The 19,714-nt window shown below is 40.4% G+C and carries 15 protein-coding genes; 12 read left to right on the top strand and 3 right to left on the bottom strand.

Annotated elements, in window-relative coordinates; genetic code table 11:
* Positions 1-170: 170 nt before the first annotated feature.
* The 4 genes from uvrB to Q0P34_RS03645 all read left to right on the top strand — a co-directional run bounded on the left by uvrB (position 171) and on the right by Q0P34_RS03645 (position 7,197).
* On the top strand, positions 171-2,129 hold the full coding sequence (gene uvrB / locus Q0P34_RS03660) for an excinuclease ABC subunit UvrB (protein ID WP_294953031.1): 1,959 nt from the start codon (positions 171-173) through the stop codon (positions 2,127-2,129).
* Positions 2,130-2,149: 20 nt separating this feature from the next.
* Complete coding sequence (gene uvrA, locus Q0P34_RS03655; RefSeq protein WP_294953028.1) at positions 2,150-4,972, top strand: excinuclease ABC subunit UvrA; 2,823 nt, start codon at positions 2,150-2,152, stop codon at positions 4,970-4,972.
* Positions 4,973-5,060: 88 nt separating this feature from the next.
* Positions 5,061-5,693 (top strand): uracil phosphoribosyltransferase, encoded by a 633-nt coding sequence (gene upp / locus Q0P34_RS03650; protein WP_294953026.1) that lies wholly within the window; start codon positions 5,061-5,063, stop codon positions 5,691-5,693.
* Between the two features lie 34 nt (positions 5,694-5,727).
* Entirely contained in the window at positions 5,728-7,197 is a 1,470-nt protein-coding gene (locus Q0P34_RS03645) for a solute carrier family 23 protein (RefSeq protein WP_294953023.1), read from the top strand.
* Between the two features lie 52 nt (positions 7,198-7,249).
* Here Q0P34_RS03645 and Q0P34_RS03640 read toward each other — a convergent pair whose 3' ends face one another.
* The gene (locus Q0P34_RS03640; protein WP_294953021.1) at positions 7,250-7,984 is read right to left on the bottom strand and encodes a YlmH/Sll1252 family protein; all 735 of its coding nucleotides are present in this window, start codon (positions 7,982-7,984) and stop codon (positions 7,250-7,252) included.
* Positions 7,977-8,651: a tRNA (N6-threonylcarbamoyladenosine(37)-N6)-methyltransferase TrmO gene (tsaA, locus tag Q0P34_RS03635; protein WP_294953018.1), complete on the bottom strand. Its 675-nt coding sequence runs from the start codon at positions 8,649-8,651 to the stop codon at positions 7,977-7,979. The genes Q0P34_RS03640 and tsaA overlap by 8 nt, the downstream gene beginning before the upstream one ends.
* Positions 8,652-8,785: 134 nt before the next feature.
* On the opposite strand from tsaA, the gene Q0P34_RS03630 reads away from it, so the two are divergent.
* Positions 8,786-9,718 (top strand): hypothetical protein, encoded by a 933-nt coding sequence (locus Q0P34_RS03630; RefSeq protein WP_294953015.1) that lies wholly within the window; start codon positions 8,786-8,788, stop codon positions 9,716-9,718.
* 44 nt (positions 9,719-9,762) lie between these two features.
* On the opposite strand, the gene rnhA is transcribed toward Q0P34_RS03630, so the two are convergent.
* Positions 9,763-10,200 (bottom strand): ribonuclease HI, encoded by a 438-nt coding sequence (gene rnhA / locus Q0P34_RS03625; RefSeq protein ID WP_294953013.1) that lies wholly within the window; start codon positions 10,198-10,200, stop codon positions 9,763-9,765.
* A 149-nt stretch (positions 10,201-10,349) separates the two neighbouring features.
* Here rnhA and Q0P34_RS03620 point away from each other — a divergent pair, with 149 nt between their 5' ends.
* The 7 genes from Q0P34_RS03620 to carA all read left to right on the top strand — a co-directional run bounded on the left by Q0P34_RS03620 (position 10,350) and on the right by carA (position 19,714).
* Entirely contained in the window at positions 10,350-12,125 is a 1,776-nt protein-coding gene (locus Q0P34_RS03620; RefSeq protein WP_294953011.1) for a ribonuclease J, read from the top strand.
* A gap of 26 nt (positions 12,126-12,151) precedes the next feature.
* Complete coding sequence (gene rplI, locus Q0P34_RS03615) at positions 12,152-12,595, top strand: 50S ribosomal protein L9 (protein WP_294953009.1); 444 nt, start codon at positions 12,152-12,154, stop codon at positions 12,593-12,595.
* Between the two features lie 10 nt (positions 12,596-12,605).
* Positions 12,606-13,973, top strand: coding sequence for a replicative DNA helicase (gene dnaB, locus Q0P34_RS03610; RefSeq protein ID WP_294953007.1), 1,368 nt, complete (start codon positions 12,606-12,608; stop codon positions 13,971-13,973).
* A complete protein-coding gene (gene tilS, locus Q0P34_RS03605; RefSeq protein WP_294953004.1) occupies positions 13,948-15,255 on the top strand; it encodes a tRNA lysidine(34) synthetase TilS in 1,308 nt (435 codons plus the stop codon). The genes dnaB and tilS overlap by 26 nt, the downstream gene beginning before the upstream one ends.
* 66 nt (positions 15,256-15,321) lie before the next feature.
* Positions 15,322-17,256: an ATP-dependent zinc metalloprotease FtsH gene (gene ftsH, locus Q0P34_RS03600; protein WP_294953001.1), complete on the top strand. Its 1,935-nt coding sequence runs from the start codon at positions 15,322-15,324 to the stop codon at positions 17,254-17,256.
* 111 nt (positions 17,257-17,367) lie between these two features.
* Positions 17,368-18,639: a dihydroorotase gene (locus Q0P34_RS03595; RefSeq protein WP_294952998.1), complete on the top strand. Its 1,272-nt coding sequence runs from the start codon at positions 17,368-17,370 to the stop codon at positions 18,637-18,639.
* The gene (gene carA / locus Q0P34_RS03590; RefSeq protein ID WP_294952995.1) at positions 18,626-19,714 is read left to right on the top strand and encodes a glutamine-hydrolyzing carbamoyl-phosphate synthase small subunit; all 1,089 of its coding nucleotides are present in this window, start codon (positions 18,626-18,628) and stop codon (positions 19,712-19,714) included. The genes Q0P34_RS03595 and carA overlap by 14 nt, the downstream gene beginning before the upstream one ends.

The following is a 19,714-nucleotide window of genomic DNA, read 5'->3' as shown; positions in this document are numbered from 1 at the left end:
CACCCTTTTAGTAAAGATTTTTTTATAAATTATATTATAGCAAAAAATATATCTTTATACAATATACTTTTTTATAAAAATAGCAGTATTTCACAGTAAGCAACACTTGATAATCCCGTACATTTGTTGTATAATATATTGATTATTGTTTTTTAGGAAAAGATTTGCATATGGATAAGTTCAAATTAGTTAGTAAATTTAAGCCGACAGGCGACCAACCTCAAGCCATTGATGCCCTTGTCGAAGGCGTTTTGCATGGTGATAGGGAGCAGACTCTTATGGGTGTTACCGGTTCGGGTAAAACCTTTACAATGGCAAATATCATTGAAAGAGTGAATAAGCCCACACTTGTGCTTGCTCATAACAAAACTCTTGCGGCACAGCTGTGCTCCGAGTTTAAGGAGTTTTTTCCCGATAATGCCGTTGAATACTTTGTGTCCTATTATGATTACTATCAGCCGGAGGCATATGTGCCTACAACCGATACCTATATCGAAAAGGACAGCTCTATTAATGATGAAATAGACAAGCTTCGCCACAGTGCAACTGCGGCGTTGTCAGAGCGGCGTGATGTTATTATTGTTACTTCCGTATCGTGTATATATTCTATCGGTGACCCTCTTGACTATAAAAAGATGGTTGTTTCTCTGCGCCCCGGTATGCAAAAGGACAGAGATGAATTAATACACAAGCTTGTTGAAATTCAATACGAACGAAATGATATAAACTTTGTTCGTAACAAATTCAGAGTACGTGGTGATACGGTAGAGATATATCCGGCAGGCAGCAGCGGCAGTGCGGTCAGAGTTGAATTCTTTGGTGATGAAATAGACAGGATATGCGAAATTAACCCCTTAACAGGTAAGGTTGAGGGCGTGTTAAGCTCTTGTGTTATCTACCCTGCATCTCATTATGTTGTTGGACCGGAAAAGCTTAAAAAGGCTCTCAAGCAGATATATGATGAAATGGTTGAACGTGTTGCTTATTTTGAAGAAAACGGAAAGCTCCTTGAGGCACAGCGTATAAAGGAGCGCACAATGAACGATATTGAAATGCTTGAGGAAACAGGCTTTTGTAAGGGCATAGAAAACTATTCAAGAATAATGAGCGATCGCAAGCCCGGTGAGGCCCCGTTTACTCTTATTGATTATTTTCCCGATGATTTTCTTTTGTTTGTTGATGAAAGCCATGTTATGCTTCCGCAGGTCAGGGGGATGTTCGGCGGAGACCGCTCAAGAAAGCAAAGTCTTATTGATTACGGCTTTAGATTGCCGTCTGCATATGACAACAGACCGTTAAAGTTTGATGAGTTTTACGGAAAAATTAATCAGGTAATATTTACCTCTGCAACTCCGGGTGATTTTGAAAAGAATGTATCAACTCAAATAGTTGAGCAGGTTATCAGGCCGACAGGCTTGCTTGACCCGGTTATCACGGTTAAGCCTACAGATGACCAAATGGACGACCTATTGTCTGAAATTAACATTAGAACATCTCGTGGTGAAAGGGTGCTTGTAACCACTCTTACAAAGAAAATGGCAGAGGATTTAACTGCTTATCTTGAAGGCTTTGATGTTAAGGTAAGATATATGCATCACGATGTTGATACCATTGAAAGAATGGAGATTATTCGTGATTTGCGTCTCGGTAATTTTGATGTGTTGGTTGGTATTAACCTTTTGCGTGAGGGACTTGATATTCCCGAGGTATCGCTTGTTGCAATTCTTGATGCCGATAAAGAGGGATTTCTTCGTTCCGAAACCTCACTTGTTCAGACTATCGGCCGTGCTGCTCGAAATGAAAACGGTGAGGTAATAATGTATGCAGACAGCGTTACTCCCTCTATGGAAAGAGCTATTACCGAAACCGAAAGAAGAAGAAAAATACAAGAGCAGTACAATTCGGAGCATAATATTATTCCGAGGACAATTAAAAAGGATGTTCGTGATGTTATTGAAATTACATCAAAGGACGTGCTTGACGATAAGAATAGACGAATGACTGCAAAGGAACGCAGAGTATTAATTGACAAGCTCACGCGTGAAATGAAGGAGGCCGCAAGAATGCTTGAATTTGAGCATGCCGCATTCCTTCGTGACAAGATTAAAGAGCTTAGTGATGAGGAGTAATTTAGTGATGAGGAGTAATTATGATAAAAAACATTGTTGTTAAGGGTGCAAGAGAGCATAACCTTAAAAATATAGATATAGAAATCCCGAGGGATAAGCTTGTGGTTTTTACCGGGCTTTCAGGTTCGGGCAAATCCTCATTGGCTTTTGATACCATTTATGCAGAGGGACAGAGAAGATATGTAGAATCCCTGTCATCATATGCGCGTATGTTTTTGGGACAGATGGACAAGCCTGATGTTGATTACATTGAGGGGCTTTCTCCTGCAATATCCATTGACCAAAAAACAACCTCAAAGAATCCTCGTTCTACTGTGGGTACCGTAACAGAAATATATGATTATCTTCGTTTACTTTGGGCAAGGATAGGTGTTGCTCATTGTCCCGTTTGCGGCAGAGAGATTACTCAGCAAACCGTTGATCAAATAGTCGACAAGATTATGCACTTGCCCGAACGCACAAAAATACAAATTTTATCTCCAATTGCAAGAGGCAAAAAAGGGGAGTTTGTAAAGGAAATTAACGATATAAGAAAGCAAGGCTTTGTCAGATGCCGTATAGACGGTGAGGTTGTTGAACTTGAAGATGATATTAAGCTTTCAAAAACAAAGAAGCATAACATAGAGGTTATTGTAGACCGCCTTGTAATTAAGGATGGAATTCAGTCAAGATTGAGTGACAGCGTTGAAACTGCTACAAAAATAAGCAACGGCTTATTGCTTGTTGATATAGTAGGTGAAAAGGAGGAGCTTTTCTCTCTTAATTACGCATGTCCGGAGCATGGTGTATCTATTGATGAAATGAGTCCGAGAATGTTTTCCTTTAATAATCCGTTCGGTGCCTGTAAAAAGTGTGACGGTCTTGGTACATTTAAGGAAATTGATCCCGAGCTCATAATTCCCGACAGAAAGATGTCAATTAATCAAGGTGCAATTAAGGCAAGCGGATGGAATGTTGCAGAGGGTAGCTCTATTGCAAGAATGTATCTTGACGCATTGGCAAAGGAGTATAATTTTTCGCTTGATATGCCTGTTGAAATGATTAATGATGAGGGAATGAATGCTATCCTCTACGGTACGGGCGACAAAAAGCTAAAGATGAAACGCGTTACATCTTACGGCAGTGGAACATACTTGAGTGAATTTGAGGGTATCATTAATAATCTAAAGCGTAGATATACCGAAACTACATCTGATTACTCTCGCTCGGCAATAGAGGAAACCATGCGTGAATGTACCTGCAGCGAATGTAAAGGTTCAAGGCTAAAGGCAGAGGCATTGGCTGTTACCGTCGGGGGCAAGAATATATATGAATTTTGCTCTATGTCGGTAGCTGATGAGCTTGATTTTATCAGCAATCTTGTACTCACCGAAAAGGAGCAGATGATAGGAAAGCTGATTATTAAGGAAATAAAAGAAAGGCTAAAGTTTCTTAATTCCGTTGGCTTGGATTATCTTTGCCTTGCAAGAGAGTCGGGCACCTTGTCGGGCGGCGAGGCACAGCGTATTCGTCTTGCAACACAGATAGGCTCCTCGCTTATGGGCGTCCTTTACATTCTTGATGAGCCTTCTATCGGACTTCATCAAAGGGATAATGATAAGCTGCTTGATACATTGCGACACCTTAGGGATTTAGGCAATACGCTGATTGTTGTTGAGCATGACGAGGACACAATGAGAGCAGCAGATTTTCTTGTTGACATCGGTCCCGGAGCCGGAGTACACGGCGGACATCTTATTGCAGCAGGAACTCCGCAGGAGGTTATGGATTGTGAGGAAAGCATTACAGGTCAGTATTTAAGCGGAAAAAGAAAAATATCCGTTCCCGATAAACGAAGAGAGGGTAACGGCAAAAAAATTACCGTTTTTGGCGCAAGAGAAAACAATCTTAAAAATATTGATGTGGAAATCCCTCTTGGCAAATTGGTTGCAGTAACAGGTGTTTCGGGCTCGGGGAAATCGTCGTTGGTTAATGAGATTGTATTTAAGCACCTGTGCAATGAACTCAATCACGCAAAAAAACATACAGGTAAGTTTTCTTCAATGAAGGGCGTAGATGCTCTTGATAAGGTTATTGATATTGACCAGTCGCCAATCGGCAGAACTCCTCGTTCAAATCCTGCAACATATACAGGAGTGTTTAATGATATTCGTGATTTGTATGCATCTACAGCAGACGCAAAGGCAAAGGGCTACGGTCCAAACAGGTTTTCGTTTAATGTTAAGGGCGGTAGATGTGAGGCGTGTCAGGGCGACGGTATTGTAAAAATCGAAATGCATTTTCTTGCCGATGTTTATGTGCCGTGCGAGGTCTGCGGCGGCAAAAGATATAACAGGGAAACTCTTGATGTAAAATTCAAGGGCAAAACTATTTTCGATGTTCTTGAAATGACGGTTGACGAGGCTCTTGAGTTTTTCTCAACTCACACGAAAATTGCCCGAAAGCTTAAAACTCTTTCCGATGTAGGACTTGGATATATTAAGCTTGGACAGCCTGCCACCACTCTGTCGGGCGGTGAGGCACAAAGGGTTAAGCTTGCAACAGAGCTTGCAAAGCGCTCGACAGGCAAGACAATTTATATCCTTGATGAGCCAACAACAGGACTTCACACTGCCGATGTGTCAAAGCTTCTTGATGTGTTAAATAAGCTTGTAGATGGCGGAAACACTGTGCTTGTTATTGAGCATAATCTTGATGTTATCAAATGCTGTGACCATATTATTGACTTAGGCCCCGAAGGCGGTAACGGCGGTGGACAGATTGTTGCTGTCGGTACACCTGAGGAGGTTGCAAGAGTTAAGGGCTCCTACACAGGTCAGTATCTTAAAAAATATTTGCACTGATATTTATTACAATTATGTAACCATTATTGATAACAAAACCCGATTTTGATATTATGTTATAGATAAAATTGTCTAAAGGAGTAAATTTATGGAAAGAAAAGTCGTAATTTTTGATCATCCGCTTATTCAGCATAAGTTGAGCATTCTCCGCAACAAAGAGACAAGCACCAAGGATTTTAGAGAATTAGTTAACGAAATCTCTATGCTTATGATGTTTGAGGCTACAAGAGATTTGCCTATGGAAACTGTTGAGGTTGAAACACCTTGCGGTATTGCAAAATGCAATCAGCTTGCAGGCCGTAAGCTTGCGTTTGTTCCTATTCTTCGTGCAGGATTGGGTATGGTTGACGGTTGCTTAAAGATGGTCCCAAGTGCAAGAGTAGGTCACATCGGTCTTTATCGCGATGAAACAACTCACACCCCTGTTGAGTATTACTGCAAGCTCCCAAAAGATATCGATAAAAGAGATGTTTTTGTTGTTGACCCAATGCTTGCAACAGGAGGTTCTGCCGTTGATGCTATTTCTCAAATTAAAATGAGAAATCCGCGTAAGATTTGCTTTATGTGTCTTATTGCCGCTCCGGAAGGTCTTGAGGTTCTTAAAAAGGCACATCCCGATGTAGATATTTTCTGCGCTGCTCTTGATGAAAGGCTTAATGAAAATTGCTACATTATTCCCGGTCTCGGAGATGCGGGAGACAGAATTTTCGGTACTAAATAAATTTAGTATATAATTACAATTGGAGGATTACATAATGGCTAAAACAAAAATCAAATTTGGTAAAGAGCCAATATACGATGCACGTCAGCTTGGTGCACCAAAGATGGTTGTTCTCGGATTTCAGCATATGTTTGCTATGTTCGGTGCAACCGTAACAGTTCCGCTCTTAACCGGATTATCAATCTCGACAACCTTGCTTTTTGCAGGTCTCGGAACACTTTTGTTCCACCTCTTAACAAAGTTTAAGGTTCCTGCATTCCTTGGCTCATCATTTGCCTTTCTCGGCGGTTACTTTGCAGTTATCGCGATGGGCGCAGAAAAAGGATTAGACGTTAAGCAATCGCTTCCGTATGCCTGCCTCGGTGTAGCGTGTGCCGGTGTTCTTTACATTGTTCTTTCACTGCTTATTAAGCTTGCAGGCATCAATAAGGTTATGAAGCTTTTCCCGCCTGTTGTTACAGGACCAATCATCATAGCTATCGGTCTCGGACTTGCAGGCTCTGCGGTTACAAACTGCCAAACAAACTGGATTATTGCTATCGTAGCACTTATTCTTATTGTACTTTTCAACATTTTCGGTAAGGGTATGGTTAAGATTATTCCTATCCTTCTCGGTCTTCTCGGTGCCGTTGCAGTTGCCGCTGTACTTGCCGTAACAGTCGGTGCACCGTTCGTTGATGCCGAAACAGGCGCAGAATATATCGCTATTAACGGCAATGCAAATATGCTTCTATTTGATTCCGCAAAGCTTCAGGCTCTTAAGGATGCTGCATGGATCGGCAATCCTATCGATTGGAGCTCAACAGTATTTGGCGGTGTATCAGATAAGGGACTTGCGACATCTGCAATTATCGCTATCGTTCCTATCGCTATTGCTACAATGATGGAGCATATCGGTGATATTTCGGCTATCTCCGCTACAACAAACAGAAACTTTATTCAGGATCCGGGTCTCAACAGAACTCTTCTCGGCGACGGTCTTGCAACAATATTTGCGTCACTTTTCGGTGCTCCTGCAAACACTACATACGGCGAGAATACAGGCGTACTTGCTCTTTCAAAGGTATTTGATGCAAGGGTTGTACGTATTGCGGCATATTTTGCAATTCTTTTCTCGTTCTCACCAAAGTTTGCTGCTCTTATTAACCTTATCCCAACAGCAGTTATCGGCGGTATTTCATTCGTTCTTTACGGTATGATTTCGGCAGTCGGTGTTCGCAACATCGTTGAGGCAAAGGTTGATTTCTCAAAGGCTCGTAACACTATCGTTGCAGCTGTAATTCTTGTATGTGCTCTTGGTATCTCTGCAGGTATTTCATTCAATGTAGGCACAACAACAATTACACTTTCAGGTCTTGCAATCGCTTCTATCGCAGGTATTCTTCTTAATGCAATCTTCCCCGAAAAAGACTTTGATCCTTCAAAGGCTTTCCAGGCTGATACCGTTACAGCTCAAATTAACACCGAATCCGATTACGGTAAAAAGAAGGCAGATGCTGAATAATTTTAACATAGTATAAAAAGATAAACTGCCTCGGGATATCCCGAGGCCGTTTTTATCTGTAAAATCTTATTGCAACAACAATCTTGTGCTTTTTTGTTTCATTTACTGCTTTGGAATAAATGAATTTGCCGTATCCTCTTGCGGATACAACATCTCCGTCCTTTAACAAAACAGAATCCTTGTATATTATGTTGGAATTAATGAAAACCCTTTGTTGATTGATAAGCTGTGATGCGGAGCTTCGCGACATTTTGTACACCGCCGATAATACCGTGTCTATCCTTAATGAAGAAACAATAAATTCTGTTTCTTCGGGTAATTCATTAAGTATTTCCGGAACTGCATCGGCAACGGTGCATTTAATTGATGTATGCTTTACCGATGATAAATTTTCAACTATATAATTACTTATTCTGTCTATACAAAATATATATCCGACATTATCTATTATTTTTATGTCGCCAATCATTTCGCGTTCTATACCGAGATTCATCAAAGCACCTAAAAAATCTCTGTGAGTAAGCTTATCGGAAAACTTTTGATTTAACGGCTCAGCCTTGATGCAGGTGATAGGGTGGGTGAAAACCTCTCTGTCACTAAAGGCACAAATACATCTTTCTGCATTGGTATATCCACCGTATAGGGTTGCAACGCTGTTTGTTTTTATGCTGCTTAATATGCCGATTTCCTGTATGTTCAAAAAGTCTGTGTATGTTGTATATCCTCGTTCAAATGCTCTGTTAGAAAGCTCCGATATACGCTTTTTAAGCAATTCATTGTTATCCATTTTTTATCTCCAAAACAGTTAGTGTATCTCCTTTAACACAAAATTTTATTTCCATTCCCGCAAAGGAAAAACCGTATTGCCTGTCATCATTGTGATATGCAGGGCGCGGATCACCTGATAATATACTTAATAGAGGTTTTCGCTTATTCTCGTCAATCATATTGAGTAAATTTTGCGCAATGTCAACCTTAAGGCAGTATTCCTTTTTTTCATCCGCGTATCCGCATACCGCATCTGTGTGGCAATCTGTAAAGCTTATGTACGGCTTGATGTCGTATATGGGTGTGCCCGATACAAGATCTGCTCCGCTGACAATTAGTGATACATTGCCGTTTGCGTCCTTTTCAACTTTTTCAAGCTTTACACTTGAAAGACCTATTGGGTTAGGTCTGTACGGTGATCTTGATGCAAACACACCGACACGTTCATTCCCTCCGAGGCGCGGCGGACGGACTGTCAGAGATGATGCTTCGTGCGAATTTAGACTAAATCCCCAAATGAGCCACAGGTGAGAGTATTCCTCAATTCTTTTGAAGCCTGCCTCGTTTGAATATTCCTTTTCAAAAATTATCCTTGATATAAGCTCATTTGCAAGTCCGCTTTGCCTCGGCACAGCAAATTTACCGTCAAAATCATTTACTATTTTTGCTATCGTTTTCAGTTCCATATGTGCTCCGTTTTCTGTTTTTTAACAGTATTATAACACATATTTTTATGTTTTTGAAAAAAAATGTTGAATTTGTTTCAACTTTAATGTATTATATAGTAGAAATATCTTTCTGATTAAGGAGAAATATATAAATGGCTAAGGTAAAAGATAAATCAGCACTTGCAAAGTTTAACAGATTCCTTTCTATTGTTTTGGTATTGTTGTTAATTGCAACAGTAATTATTGTGATTGTTTCACCTGCTAAGGTTGCAGTTCAGGAAACAGCTCAGGCAGAATTTGTTGACGAGCCTGTAATTGACGAATTCAAGGCAGGTACATACGGTGGAGTTGAGTTTGGTTCAGCAGAAGATGTTGTTAATTATTATGTTGAATGCTACAATCACACAAAGACATTAACTGTTCCGGGCGCATATGAGGGTAACCCTATCACTATGTATAAGATGCTCGGTGACGAATCAATTACTATTGAAAACCTTCTTGTTGAGGGCAAGTCAAACGATACTATTAACAAGCTTGTTCCCGGTATTCTCGATAATCTTTTCAACGGTGGTGTTAAGAGCCTTACACCGGGTAACTCTATGGAGCCACAGCATGATAAGCAGGAAACTGCAAACGGAGACGTTGACAGAACAGTATCTCATCTTACTGCTGAGGATGTTCTTGCCTGCAATGTAACGGATAACGGCGACGGTACAATTACTTTGGTAATTCAGCCAAAGGCACAGCTTCTTGCAATGCCGGCTGAAGATTCACAGGGACGTTTCTTTAATGTACTTGGTGATATTTCGGGCGTTGTTAACAGCATCAGTGTTCTTTCATTCTCTGAAGGCACTATTGATGAAAACTTTGTTGTAAACTATGCAGGCGGTACAGGTACAATCAAGATTAATGTTGCCAATAAGGAAATTGTAGAGGCTGATTATGTTATGAATGTTCATATTGATGTTAAGCATGCTAACGTTGCTATCATCAAGGATAAGAATGCTTCTCTTGATATTATTTACAAGAATCACTTCCCGGCAGATGAAAAGTATATGAACGAAAAGGGCGTAACATACAGATAAAACGTTATAATACAAAAATAGACCGTTTTTACAACGGTCTATTTTTATGCCATATTTTGATATTCACTAACTGCCAACCTGTCGCAAATCTCGTTATACTTGTGACCGTTGTGGCCTTTAACCCAAACAAATTCAACATTGTGGATTTTAAGTAGCTCAAGCAACTGCTCCCACAAATCAACATTTAGTGCAGGCTTTTTGTCTGCCTTGCGCCAATTATTCCTTTGCCATCCAAAAACCCATTCCTTGTTAATTGCATCGCAGACATATTTGCTGTCGGTTGTTAAAGTAACGTTGCAGGGCTCCTTTAATGCTTTTAAGGCTTCTATTACTGCGGTTAACTCCATACGGTTGTTTGTAGTGCTTTTTTCTCCGCCTGAAAGCTGTTTTTCTATTCCGTTATAAACAAGCACGGCACCCCAGCCTCCCGGTCCGGGGTTACCGCTGCAGGCTCCGTCTGTGTATATATTTATGCTTTTCATATAATCACCGAGTATATTTTATCATTAATTTTGCAAATAATCAATATAGATATTGTACTAATAGTTCTTGACTTTACTGCAATAATAATCTAAAATATATTTAATTATGTATGCGGAAAAATATTATAAAACAGGAGGTTCATTATTTAATGACAAATCAAAAAAAGGTGCCTGCATCAAACGACGACAGAAAGCGGAATTCTAAACGTCGTTATTACACCAAGAAAAAGGCACCAAAGAAATCCGTTTCTACTCCTCACGTAGAGCAGGAGAAGGTTCGTATTTCTTTCTTGGGTGGTATGAACGAAATTGGAAAGAATATGACTCTTTATGAGTACAAGAACGATATGTTCATTGTGGATTGCGGTCTTGCATTCCCAACAGCAGAGCTACCGGGCGTTGACCTTGTAATTCCTGATTTTACACATATTGTAAATTACAGCGACAGAATCAGAGGTATTATTGTCACTCACGGTCATGAGGACCATATAGGCGGTCTTGCATACTTACTAAAGCAGGTTAATATACCTGTTTATGCAACAAAGCTTACAATAGGTCTTATCAAAGGAAAGCTTGAGGAACACGGCTTACTAAATAAGGTTAAGCTTGTTGAAATCAAACCGAGAGATAACATAACACTCGGCTCATTCAATATTGAGCTTATTCATGTAAATCATTCAATACCGGACGCAGTAGGACTTGCTATAAGATGTCCTGCCGGTATTATCATTCAAACAGGAGACTTTAAGATCGATACAACTCCCGTTGACGGTGATATGATAGATTTACCTCGTTTTGCCGAATATGGCAAAAAGGGTGTTCTTGCTTTGCTTTCGGATTCAACAAATGCCGAGCGACCGGGATATACAATGAGCGAAAAGAACGTCGGTGAAAGCTTTGAGCTTTTGTTCCGCAAGGCAAAGGGTAAAAGAATCATTGTTGCCACCTTTGCATCAAACATTCACCGTGTTCAGCAAATCATAGATGTTGCAAATGCAAGAGGAAGAAAGGTTGCCGTTATCGGCCGAAGCCTCGAAAATCTTGTAAAGGTAGGCGAGGAGCTCGGATACCTTAACGTTCCGCAGAATATTCTTATTCCGATCGACACAATTAAAAGCTATCCCGATGATAAGCTTGTTATTATTACAACAGGATCTCAAGGCGAGCCGATGTCTGCCCTTACAAAGATTGCAATGGGTGAGCACCGCAAGGTTACAATTACACCTAATGATTACGTAATCATTTCGGCAACACCTATTCCGGGTAATGAAAAAATGGTTGGTGCTGTTGTTAACGCTTTGATGAAGCGCGGAGTAGAGGTTATCTACGAAAAAATGTACGAGGTTCACGCATCGGGACACGCCTGTCAAGAGGATCTAAAGCTTATGATAGGTCTTGTAAAGCCAAAATATTTCATTCCTGTTCACGGTGAGCAAAAGCATTTGATGAAGCATGCATTTCTCGCTCGTGCTATGGGTATTGAAGATAAAAACATTTATATCTCCGAAATAGGTGAAACCGTTGAACTGACCGACAGCTATATTAAAAAAGCGGGCAATATTCCTGCAGGTGATGTTTATGTTGACGGTCTTGGCGTAGGCGATGTCGGCAATGTTGTTCTTAATGACCGAAAGCGTTTATCACAGGACGGTATCATCATTGTTGTTGCCACCATTGATGCTCACGACGGATATGTTGTATCCGGACCGGACATTGTTTCCCGTGGCTTTGTATATGTCAAGGACAACGAGGATTTGATGAATGCTGCAAGAGATCTTGCTTGCAGGGTTATAGATGAACAGTATGATAATAGGTATCACGATTGGAATTCGGTAAAGACAAAGCTTCGCGATGAGATTTCTCATCTTATGTATGAAAAGACAAAGCGTTCACCGATGATATTACCTATATTTATGGAAATATAAATTATTAGAAAGGGCTTTGAAAAATTATGAAGGTTATATTAAAAGCAGATGTTAAGTCGCTTGGCAAAAAAGGCGAATTGGTTAATGCAAGTGACGGATATGCAAGAAATTTTTTGTTCCCCAAAGGATTAGCTGTTGAAGCAAATGCAACTGCTATGAACGAGTTTAATACCAAGGAGCAATCAAAGAAATTCCACAAGGCAGAGGAAATTAAGGCTGCAGAGGAAATAAAGAAAATAATTAACGGCAAAACCTTCTGCTTAAAGGCAAAGGCAGGAGCTAACGGCAAGCTTTTCGGCTCTGTGACATCAAAGGATGTTTGCGCAAAGATTAAGGAAGAACTTAACATTGATATTGATAAAAGAAAGATTACAATGACCGATATTAAAGCCTTTGGCACTGTTAAGGCAGAGGTAAAGGTATATCAGGGCGTTGTTGCTCAAATCAGCGTTCAGGTAACTGAATTGTAAGGATAACGATATGGCAGAATTAAATGTTACATTACCATATAATCTTGAAGCAGAGCAAAGTGTTTTGGGAAGTATATTGATTGACAATAAGTGTATGGCAGATGCTAATATGTATTTGCATGCGGATTATTTTTATCTTCCCCAGCACAAGGCAATTTACAGCGCTATGGATTATCAGTTCCTCAATAACGGAGGGGCTATCGACCCTGTAATTATTGCTGATGCGCTAACAAAGGATGGCAAGTATGATATGGCAGGCGGTAAGGAATATCTTATGCAGCTTGCAAGCTCTGTGCCGTCAACTGCTAATATAGAGAAATATGCAAAAATTGTTCAGGAGCAATACTATTTAAGAAATCTTATTCAGGTTTCTCAAAGTATAATTGAGGACGCAACCGCCGGAGCAGGCTCCGCCGGAGACATTATTTACAGCGCTGAACAAAGAATATATGATATTCGTCAGGGAAAAACAGGCAAGGGTCCTGAAAAAATTGCCGATGTAATTATGGGTAAGGTTTACCCTGAACTGAAAAACAGAACAGGCGAAAACAAGCAGGATTATCTTGGCATTCCAACGGGCTTCGGGCTTTTGGATAAATATATTACAGGCCTTAACAAATCTGATTTTATTCTTATCGGTGCCCGTCCCGCTATGGGTAAAACATCGTTTGCGCTTAACCTTGCGCAAAACATCACCATGGGTGCAAGAAAGCGGTGTCTTTTCTTTTCTCTTGAGATGACAAAGGAACAGCTTGCAGAAAGATTGCTTGCCTCACAGGCAGGAATTGAATCACAAAAGTTTAGAACAGGTGAGCTTTCCGAGGATGAGTGGATAAGGCTTGGAAATGCCCTTTCATCATTCCACGATGTTGAGCTTTATCTTGATGATACATCATCAATTACCGTTCCGGAAATAAAGTCTGTTGTCAGACGTTTGAAAAATGTTGATTGTGTTATAATTGACTATTTAGGTCTTGTTCAGTCCGCTGTACATAAGGAAAACAGAGTACAGGAGGTATCCGAAATTACAAGAAACCTAAAGATGATGGCAAAGGATTTGGAAATTCCGGTTATTTGTTGTGCACAGCTTTCCCGTGGTACAGAGGGTAGGGGCAAAACTCATACTCCGCAGCTTTCCGACCTTCGTGAATCAGGCTCTATCGAGCAGGATGCAGATATTGTTATGTTTTTGTACCGTCCCGATTATTATAGAAGCGAGATGTCCGAGGAAGAGCGTGAGAATGTAGACGAAAACCTTACAGAGCTGATTGTTGCAAAAAACCGTCATGGCGGAGTAGGTACAATTCAGCTTACATTTGATAAAGAATTTACAAGATTTAGAAGTATTGACAATGTTAGAGATTACAGCCAAGGCTGACAAATTAGTTGAAAAATACAATATGCTTTCTTATGGCGATTATGTGGTTGTAGGCGTTTCCGGCGGAGCAGACTCAATTGTCTTGCTTGAATACCTGCTTTCCAAAAAAGATGAGTACAACCTACGGCTCACCGTTGCCAATGTTGAACATGGTATCAGAGGGCAGGAATCACTTGATGATACTGCCTTTGTAAAGGATTACTGCATTAACAAAGGCTTAGATTTCAGCTCGCTGTCAATTAATGCTGTTGAAGAAGCAAGAAAGTGCGGTATGGGAATTGAGGAGTATTCAAGAAAAAGGCGCTATGAATTTTTCGAATCATTCAATCCTGACAAAATTGCTACTGCACACAATCTTTCCGATAATGTTGAAACGGTTCTTTTCAGAATGGCTCGAGGTACGTCTGCAAAAGGCCTGTGCGGTATTCCTGCAGTACGGGGAAGGATTATTCGACCGCTTCTTTCCTGTACCGCTGACGAAATAAGAAATGCCTGCAAATTGGCATCAATCCCATACAGAATTGACAGTACAAACAGCGACGTGGCTTACAGTCGAAATCATATAAGACACAATGTTATTCCACAGCTTGAAAAGCTCAACCCATTATTTACCGATGCCGTGTCAAGAATGATTGCAAGCGTAAACGAGGATGAGGATTTTTTAAGTATATGTGTTGAAGAAGCATACAGCATTTGCTTTAGTGACGGAAGACTTATTACGGACAGACTGAAAAAACAACATCCTGCAATATTAAAAAGAGTAATCATTAAATATTTGAATTCGTTTGATGTCTCGGTTGACGAATTACATCTTAACGGAATTTTGAATTGTATAAGTAATTACGGCAAATATCAAATTGCAGGCAACGGCTTTGTAGTATGTGATAAAAACTCTGTTCGTTATGCTTTGCTATGTTACAACGAAGAAAAACAACTAATTGTAAATAAATCTGTAATAGATTATAAGGATTTTTTAACTAACTGTAAATTTTACACCAAACAATTTGACATATATTTTGATTGTGATAAAATAATCGGTAATGTCTATGCTCGTTACAGAAAGGCAGGGGACAGGATTTCTCCTGCAGGCAGAGATTGTTCAAAATCGTTAAAAAAGCTTTTTAACGAGGTTTGTGTAGATGTTGAAAAAAGAAACAGCATTCCTGTTATTTGCGACGATGACGGTGTAATTGGCGTTTGCGGCTGTTGCGTTGATGAACGGGTAATGGCTGACGAAAATACTAAAAACATTCTTTTGTTAAAGATTTCTTTGGAGGACTAATAATAAATGCGAAATAACCTTTCACAGAATTGGAAATCTGTAATATTTTATATTTTGATTCCTGTTATGCTTATTGGTTCAATATTCCTGTTTTCAGGGCAGAACAAGAAGACGGATGTAAAGAATTATAGTGAAATTGTAAATTTGTTCCGTACAAATCAGGTTGCCGAATACGAGCTTGATTTAAGCTCAGGTCAGTTGACATATAGGCTGTTTGATGACAAAAAGGACGTTGTTAACAAATATACTGTTCCAAGTGTAACATACTTTATAGATGACATCAGCGAGTATGTTAATGAGTATAACGATGCTCATACCGATAAGCAAATAACTTATAATTATAAGAAGGGTTCAACAAATAATTGGTGGCTCAGTATGCTTCCGACCTTCTTCTTTACAATTATAATTATTTTAATGTTCCTGTGGCTTATGCGTAAGATGACAGGCTCCATTTCCAGCGAAACAAACAGAACACTTGGCTTTGGAAAGATAAAATCAAAAACACAGTCAGGCGAGGATTCGGATAAGAAATTTGAGGATGTTGCCGGCTGTGAGGAGGAAAAGGCAGAGCTTGAGGAGCTTGTTGATTTCCTTAAAAACGGTGAAAAATATACCGAGCTTGGTGCAAGAATACCAAAGGGTGTTCTTCTTGTCGGCCCTCCTGGTACGGGTAAAACTTTGCTTGCAAAGGCTGTTGCAGGCGAGGCGGGTGCGCCGTTTCTAAGCATTTCAGGCTCTGATTTTGTAGAGATGTATGTTGGTGTCGGTGCTTCAAGAGTAAGAGATTTGTTTGAGCAGGCGAAGAAAAAGGCACCATGCATTGTGTTTATTGATGAGATTGACGCGGTCGGTCGTCATCGTGGCACAGGTATGGGCGGCGGCAATGATGAGCGTGAGCAAACCCTTAATCAGCTTCTTGTTGAAATGGATGGATTTGGTTCAAATTCAGGTGTTATCGTTATTGCAGCAACTAACAGACCTGATGTTCTTGACCCTGCATTGCTTCGTCCGGGCAGATTTGACAGACAGATTACCGTTAACAGACCGGACGCACAGGGAAGAGAGGATATTCTTAAGGTTCACTCAAAGGGCAAACCGCTTGCTCCTGATGTTGATTTGCACGAGGTTGCAAAGGATACTATCGGTTTTACCGGTGCCGACCTTGAAAATCTTATGAACGAATCTGCTCTTCTTGCAGTAAGAAGAAATAAAAAGGCAATTACATCTCAAGATATTATTGATGCAACATCAAGAGTAGAGCTTGGTACAGAAAAGAAATCTCATAAGTTCTCTGAAAAGGCTAAAAAGCTTACTGCATATCACGAGGCAGGTCATGCCGTTGCATCCTTCTATATCGAAGGTCACGACCCTGTAAGAGAGATTTCCATTGTCCCTCGCGGACTTGGTGCCGGTGGATATACCTGGTACACACCGCAGGAGGAAAATTATAATTCTCGCAAGGATATGCTTGATAATCTTGTTTCAATGTTTGGTGGCAGAGTTGCAGAGGCTCTTGCACTTAATGACATTTCAACAGGTGCGTCAAATGATTTGCAGCGTGCAACCGAGATTGTCAGAGATATGGTTATCAAGTACGGTATGAGCGATTCCATCGGACCTGTTGTTTATGACAGCGGTAACGGCGAGGTATTTCTCGGCAAGGATTACGGTCACGTTAATAATTATTCCGAGGCTACATCGGCTCGTATTGATGCCGAGGTTGAAAAAATTATGCGTGAGGCATACAACCGTACTGTTGAAATTCTCAGCGAGCATTTTGACAAGCTTGAGCTTGTTGCAAATGTTTTGCTTGAAAAAGAAAAAATTTCGGGTGAGGATTTCGAATCCTTGATGAAAAACGGCGTACTTTCTTCTTTCGATTCTCAGGATACTACTTCACCTGAAAATAATGATGGTACCGCTGCGGAAATTCAAAATGAAAATACTGACACCGCAGAAGAGAACAATATCGACGATTCTTCAACCGAAAATGATGAATAATGTACAAAATACCTTGACATTTGTCAGGGTATTTTTTATATAAATTAATATAAAAGACAGTTGACTATTTTTATGATTTGTTATATAATTAAATTCCGAAAGAGGTGCGATATGACAACACTAATTAAGGGTGCTTTCTGTTACACAGGAGCAGGGTTTACAAAACTTGATGTTCTCATTAAAGATGGTAAAATAAATACCCTTGGTACCTCCATTTCTACAAATGGAGTTGACGCTGTTTTTTATGCACAGGATAAGTATTTAATTCCGGGTTTCGTAGATGTTCACGTACATCTTAGAGAGCCCGGTTTTTCTTATAAGGAAACAATTAAGACAGGCACTATGGCAGGGGCAAAGGGCGGCTACACCGCGGTATGTCCTATGCCAAACCTAAATCCTGTTCCGGACAGCGTAGAGAATATTAATGTTCAGCTTGATATTATAAAGAAGGATGCATGTATAAATGTTTACCCCTTTGCATCAATTACAAAGGGCAGACAGGGCAGAGGTGAGCTTGTAGATTTTGAGTCACTAAAGGAGCTTGCAGTTGGATTTAGTGATGACGGCACAGGTATTCAGCTTGGTGAGGATATGCAACGCGCAATGCAGGAATGTGCAAGGCTCGGTAAAATAATTTCGGCTCACTGTGAGGTTAACGATCTTCTAAAGGGCGGATATATTCACGACGGTGAATATTGCAGGGCACATAATCATAAGGGTATTTGCTCCGCCTCCGAATATGAGCAGATTGCAAGAGATTGCGTTCTTGCAAAGCAAACAGGTGTTAAATATCATGTTTGCCACATTTCAACAAAGGAAAGTGTTGATATAATCAGGAAAGCAAAGGCAGACGGCGTTAATGTAACCTGTGAAACCGGTCCGCATTACCTAACTATGTGTGATAATGATTTGCAGGAGGACGGCAGATTTAAGATGAATCCACCGCTTCGAAGTGAGCAGGACAGGCTGGCACTCTTGCAGGGCATAGCTGACGGTACAATTGATGTTATTGCTACCGACCATGCACCGCATTCGGCAGAGGAAAAGTCAAAAGGACTTGCAGGTTCGGCAATGGGCGTTGTCGGTCTTGAAACTGCCTTTGGTGTTTTGTATACAAAACTTGTTAAAACGGGAACTGTTACTCTTGAAAAGCTTATTGAACTTATGAGTATTAATCCGAGAAAAATATTTGGATTGCCCGGTGGAGTTATTGCCGAGGGTGAGGTTGCCGATTTGGCGTTGCTCGATTTAGACGCAAGATGGACTGTTGACCCGTCAGAATTTGTTTCTATGGGCAAGGCAACTCCTTTTGAGGGTTGGCAGCTTCAGGGTAAAAATGTATTGACTATTTGTGGAGGTAATGTAGTATATGAAGCCTTATGATAAAAAAATCATTCTTGAAAACGGAATGGAATTTTACGGCTATGGCTTTGGTTCAAACAAGCAGGCTGTAAACGAGATTGTTTTTAATACCTCAATGGTGGGTTATCAGGAGATAATTTCAGACCCATCATACACAGACCAAATGGTTTGTATGACATATCCGCTTATCGGTAATTACGGTATGACCGATGACGACTACGAAACAAGAATACCCACTATGGGCGGCTTAATTGTAAGGGAGTATAATGACCTGCCTTCAAACTTCAGATATACCAAAACTCTTTCAGAGGTTCTTGATGAATATGACATCCCAGGCATTAGCGGTGTTGATACAAGAATGATTACGCGTATTATTCGCAATGAGGGCAGCCAAAAGGTTATGATTTGTAATGCCCATAAGCCGTATGATGAGGCTTATGCAGAGCTTAAGGAATACAAAATTCCAACCGATATGGTTGCGAGGGTATCGTGTAAAAAGCGTTGGTATTCCCGCACACCTAATCATAAATATGATGTGGTTGCTATCGACTGCGGTATTAAGCTTAATATTGTCAGAAAGCTTAATGAAAAGGGCTGTAATGTTACCGTTGTTCCATACGACACACCTGCAGATGAAATACTTAAGCTTCGCCCGGACGGACTCTTCCTTTCTAACGGCCCCGGTGACCCGGAGAATGTTGAGCCTGTAATTAATCTTGTAAGGGAGCTTCACGGCAAGCTTCCTATCTTTGGAATATGTCTTGGCCACCAAATGATTTCGCTTGCACTCGGAGCGAAAACCTTTAAGATGAAATTCGGCCACAGAGGCGGTAATCATCCCGTTCTTAATCTTGAAAACGGTAAGATAGAGATAACATCTCAAAACCATTCATATGCGGTTGATGTTGACAGCCTGGAGGGAACGCCTCTTAAGCTTACTCATAAAAATCTACTTGATAACACCGCAGAGGGTGTCGAGTCAGTTGAAAACAAGCTGTTTTCCGTTCAGTATCACCCTGAATCTGCACCCGGTCCGCAGGACAGCTCGTATCTTTTTGATAAGTTTATTGATTTAATGGCAAAGGAGGCTGAATAA

The organism is uncultured Eubacterium sp. (genome assembly GCF_945980375.1).
Taxonomy (GTDB): Bacteria; Bacillota; Clostridia; order Oscillospirales; family Acutalibacteraceae; genus Eubacterium_R.
This window is presented reverse-complemented; position numbering and strand designations above follow the sequence as displayed.

Coding starts and splice junctions, on each gene's coding strand:
- dnaB (WP_294953007.1), top strand. CDS start 12,606: ATGGCAGAATTAAATGTTACATTACCATATAATCTTGAAGCAGAGCAA.
- Q0P34_RS03630 (WP_294953015.1), top strand. CDS start 8,786: ATGGCTAAGGTAAAAGATAAATCAGCACTTGCAAAGTTTAACAGATTC.
- ftsH (WP_294953001.1), top strand. CDS start 15,322: ATGCTTATTGGTTCAATATTCCTGTTTTCAGGGCAGAACAAGAAGACG.
- upp (WP_294953026.1), top strand. CDS start 5,061: ATGGAAAGAAAAGTCGTAATTTTTGATCATCCGCTTATTCAGCATAAG.
- rplI (WP_294953009.1), top strand. CDS start 12,152: ATGAAGGTTATATTAAAAGCAGATGTTAAGTCGCTTGGCAAAAAAGGC.
- Q0P34_RS03645 (WP_294953023.1), top strand. CDS start 5,728: ATGGCTAAAACAAAAATCAAATTTGGTAAAGAGCCAATATACGATGCA.
- tsaA (WP_294953018.1), bottom strand. CDS start 8,651: ATGGAACTGAAAACGATAGCAAAAATAGTAAATGATTTTGACGGTAAA.
- Q0P34_RS03620 (WP_294953011.1), top strand. CDS start 10,350: ATGACAAATCAAAAAAAGGTGCCTGCATCAAACGACGACAGAAAGCGG.
- uvrA (WP_294953028.1), top strand. CDS start 2,150: ATGATAAAAAACATTGTTGTTAAGGGTGCAAGAGAGCATAACCTTAAA.
- uvrB (WP_294953031.1), top strand. CDS start 171: ATGGATAAGTTCAAATTAGTTAGTAAATTTAAGCCGACAGGCGACCAA.
- rnhA (WP_294953013.1), bottom strand. CDS start 10,200: ATGAAAAGCATAAATATATACACAGACGGAGCCTGCAGCGGTAACCCC.
- tilS (WP_294953004.1), top strand. CDS start 13,948: ATGTTAGAGATTACAGCCAAGGCTGACAAATTAGTTGAAAAATACAAT.
- Q0P34_RS03640 (WP_294953021.1), bottom strand. CDS start 7,984: ATGGATAACAATGAATTGCTTAAAAAGCGTATATCGGAGCTTTCTAAC.
- Q0P34_RS03595 (WP_294952998.1), top strand. CDS start 17,368: ATGACAACACTAATTAAGGGTGCTTTCTGTTACACAGGAGCAGGGTTT.
- carA (WP_294952995.1), top strand. CDS start 18,626: ATGAAGCCTTATGATAAAAAAATCATTCTTGAAAACGGAATGGAATTT.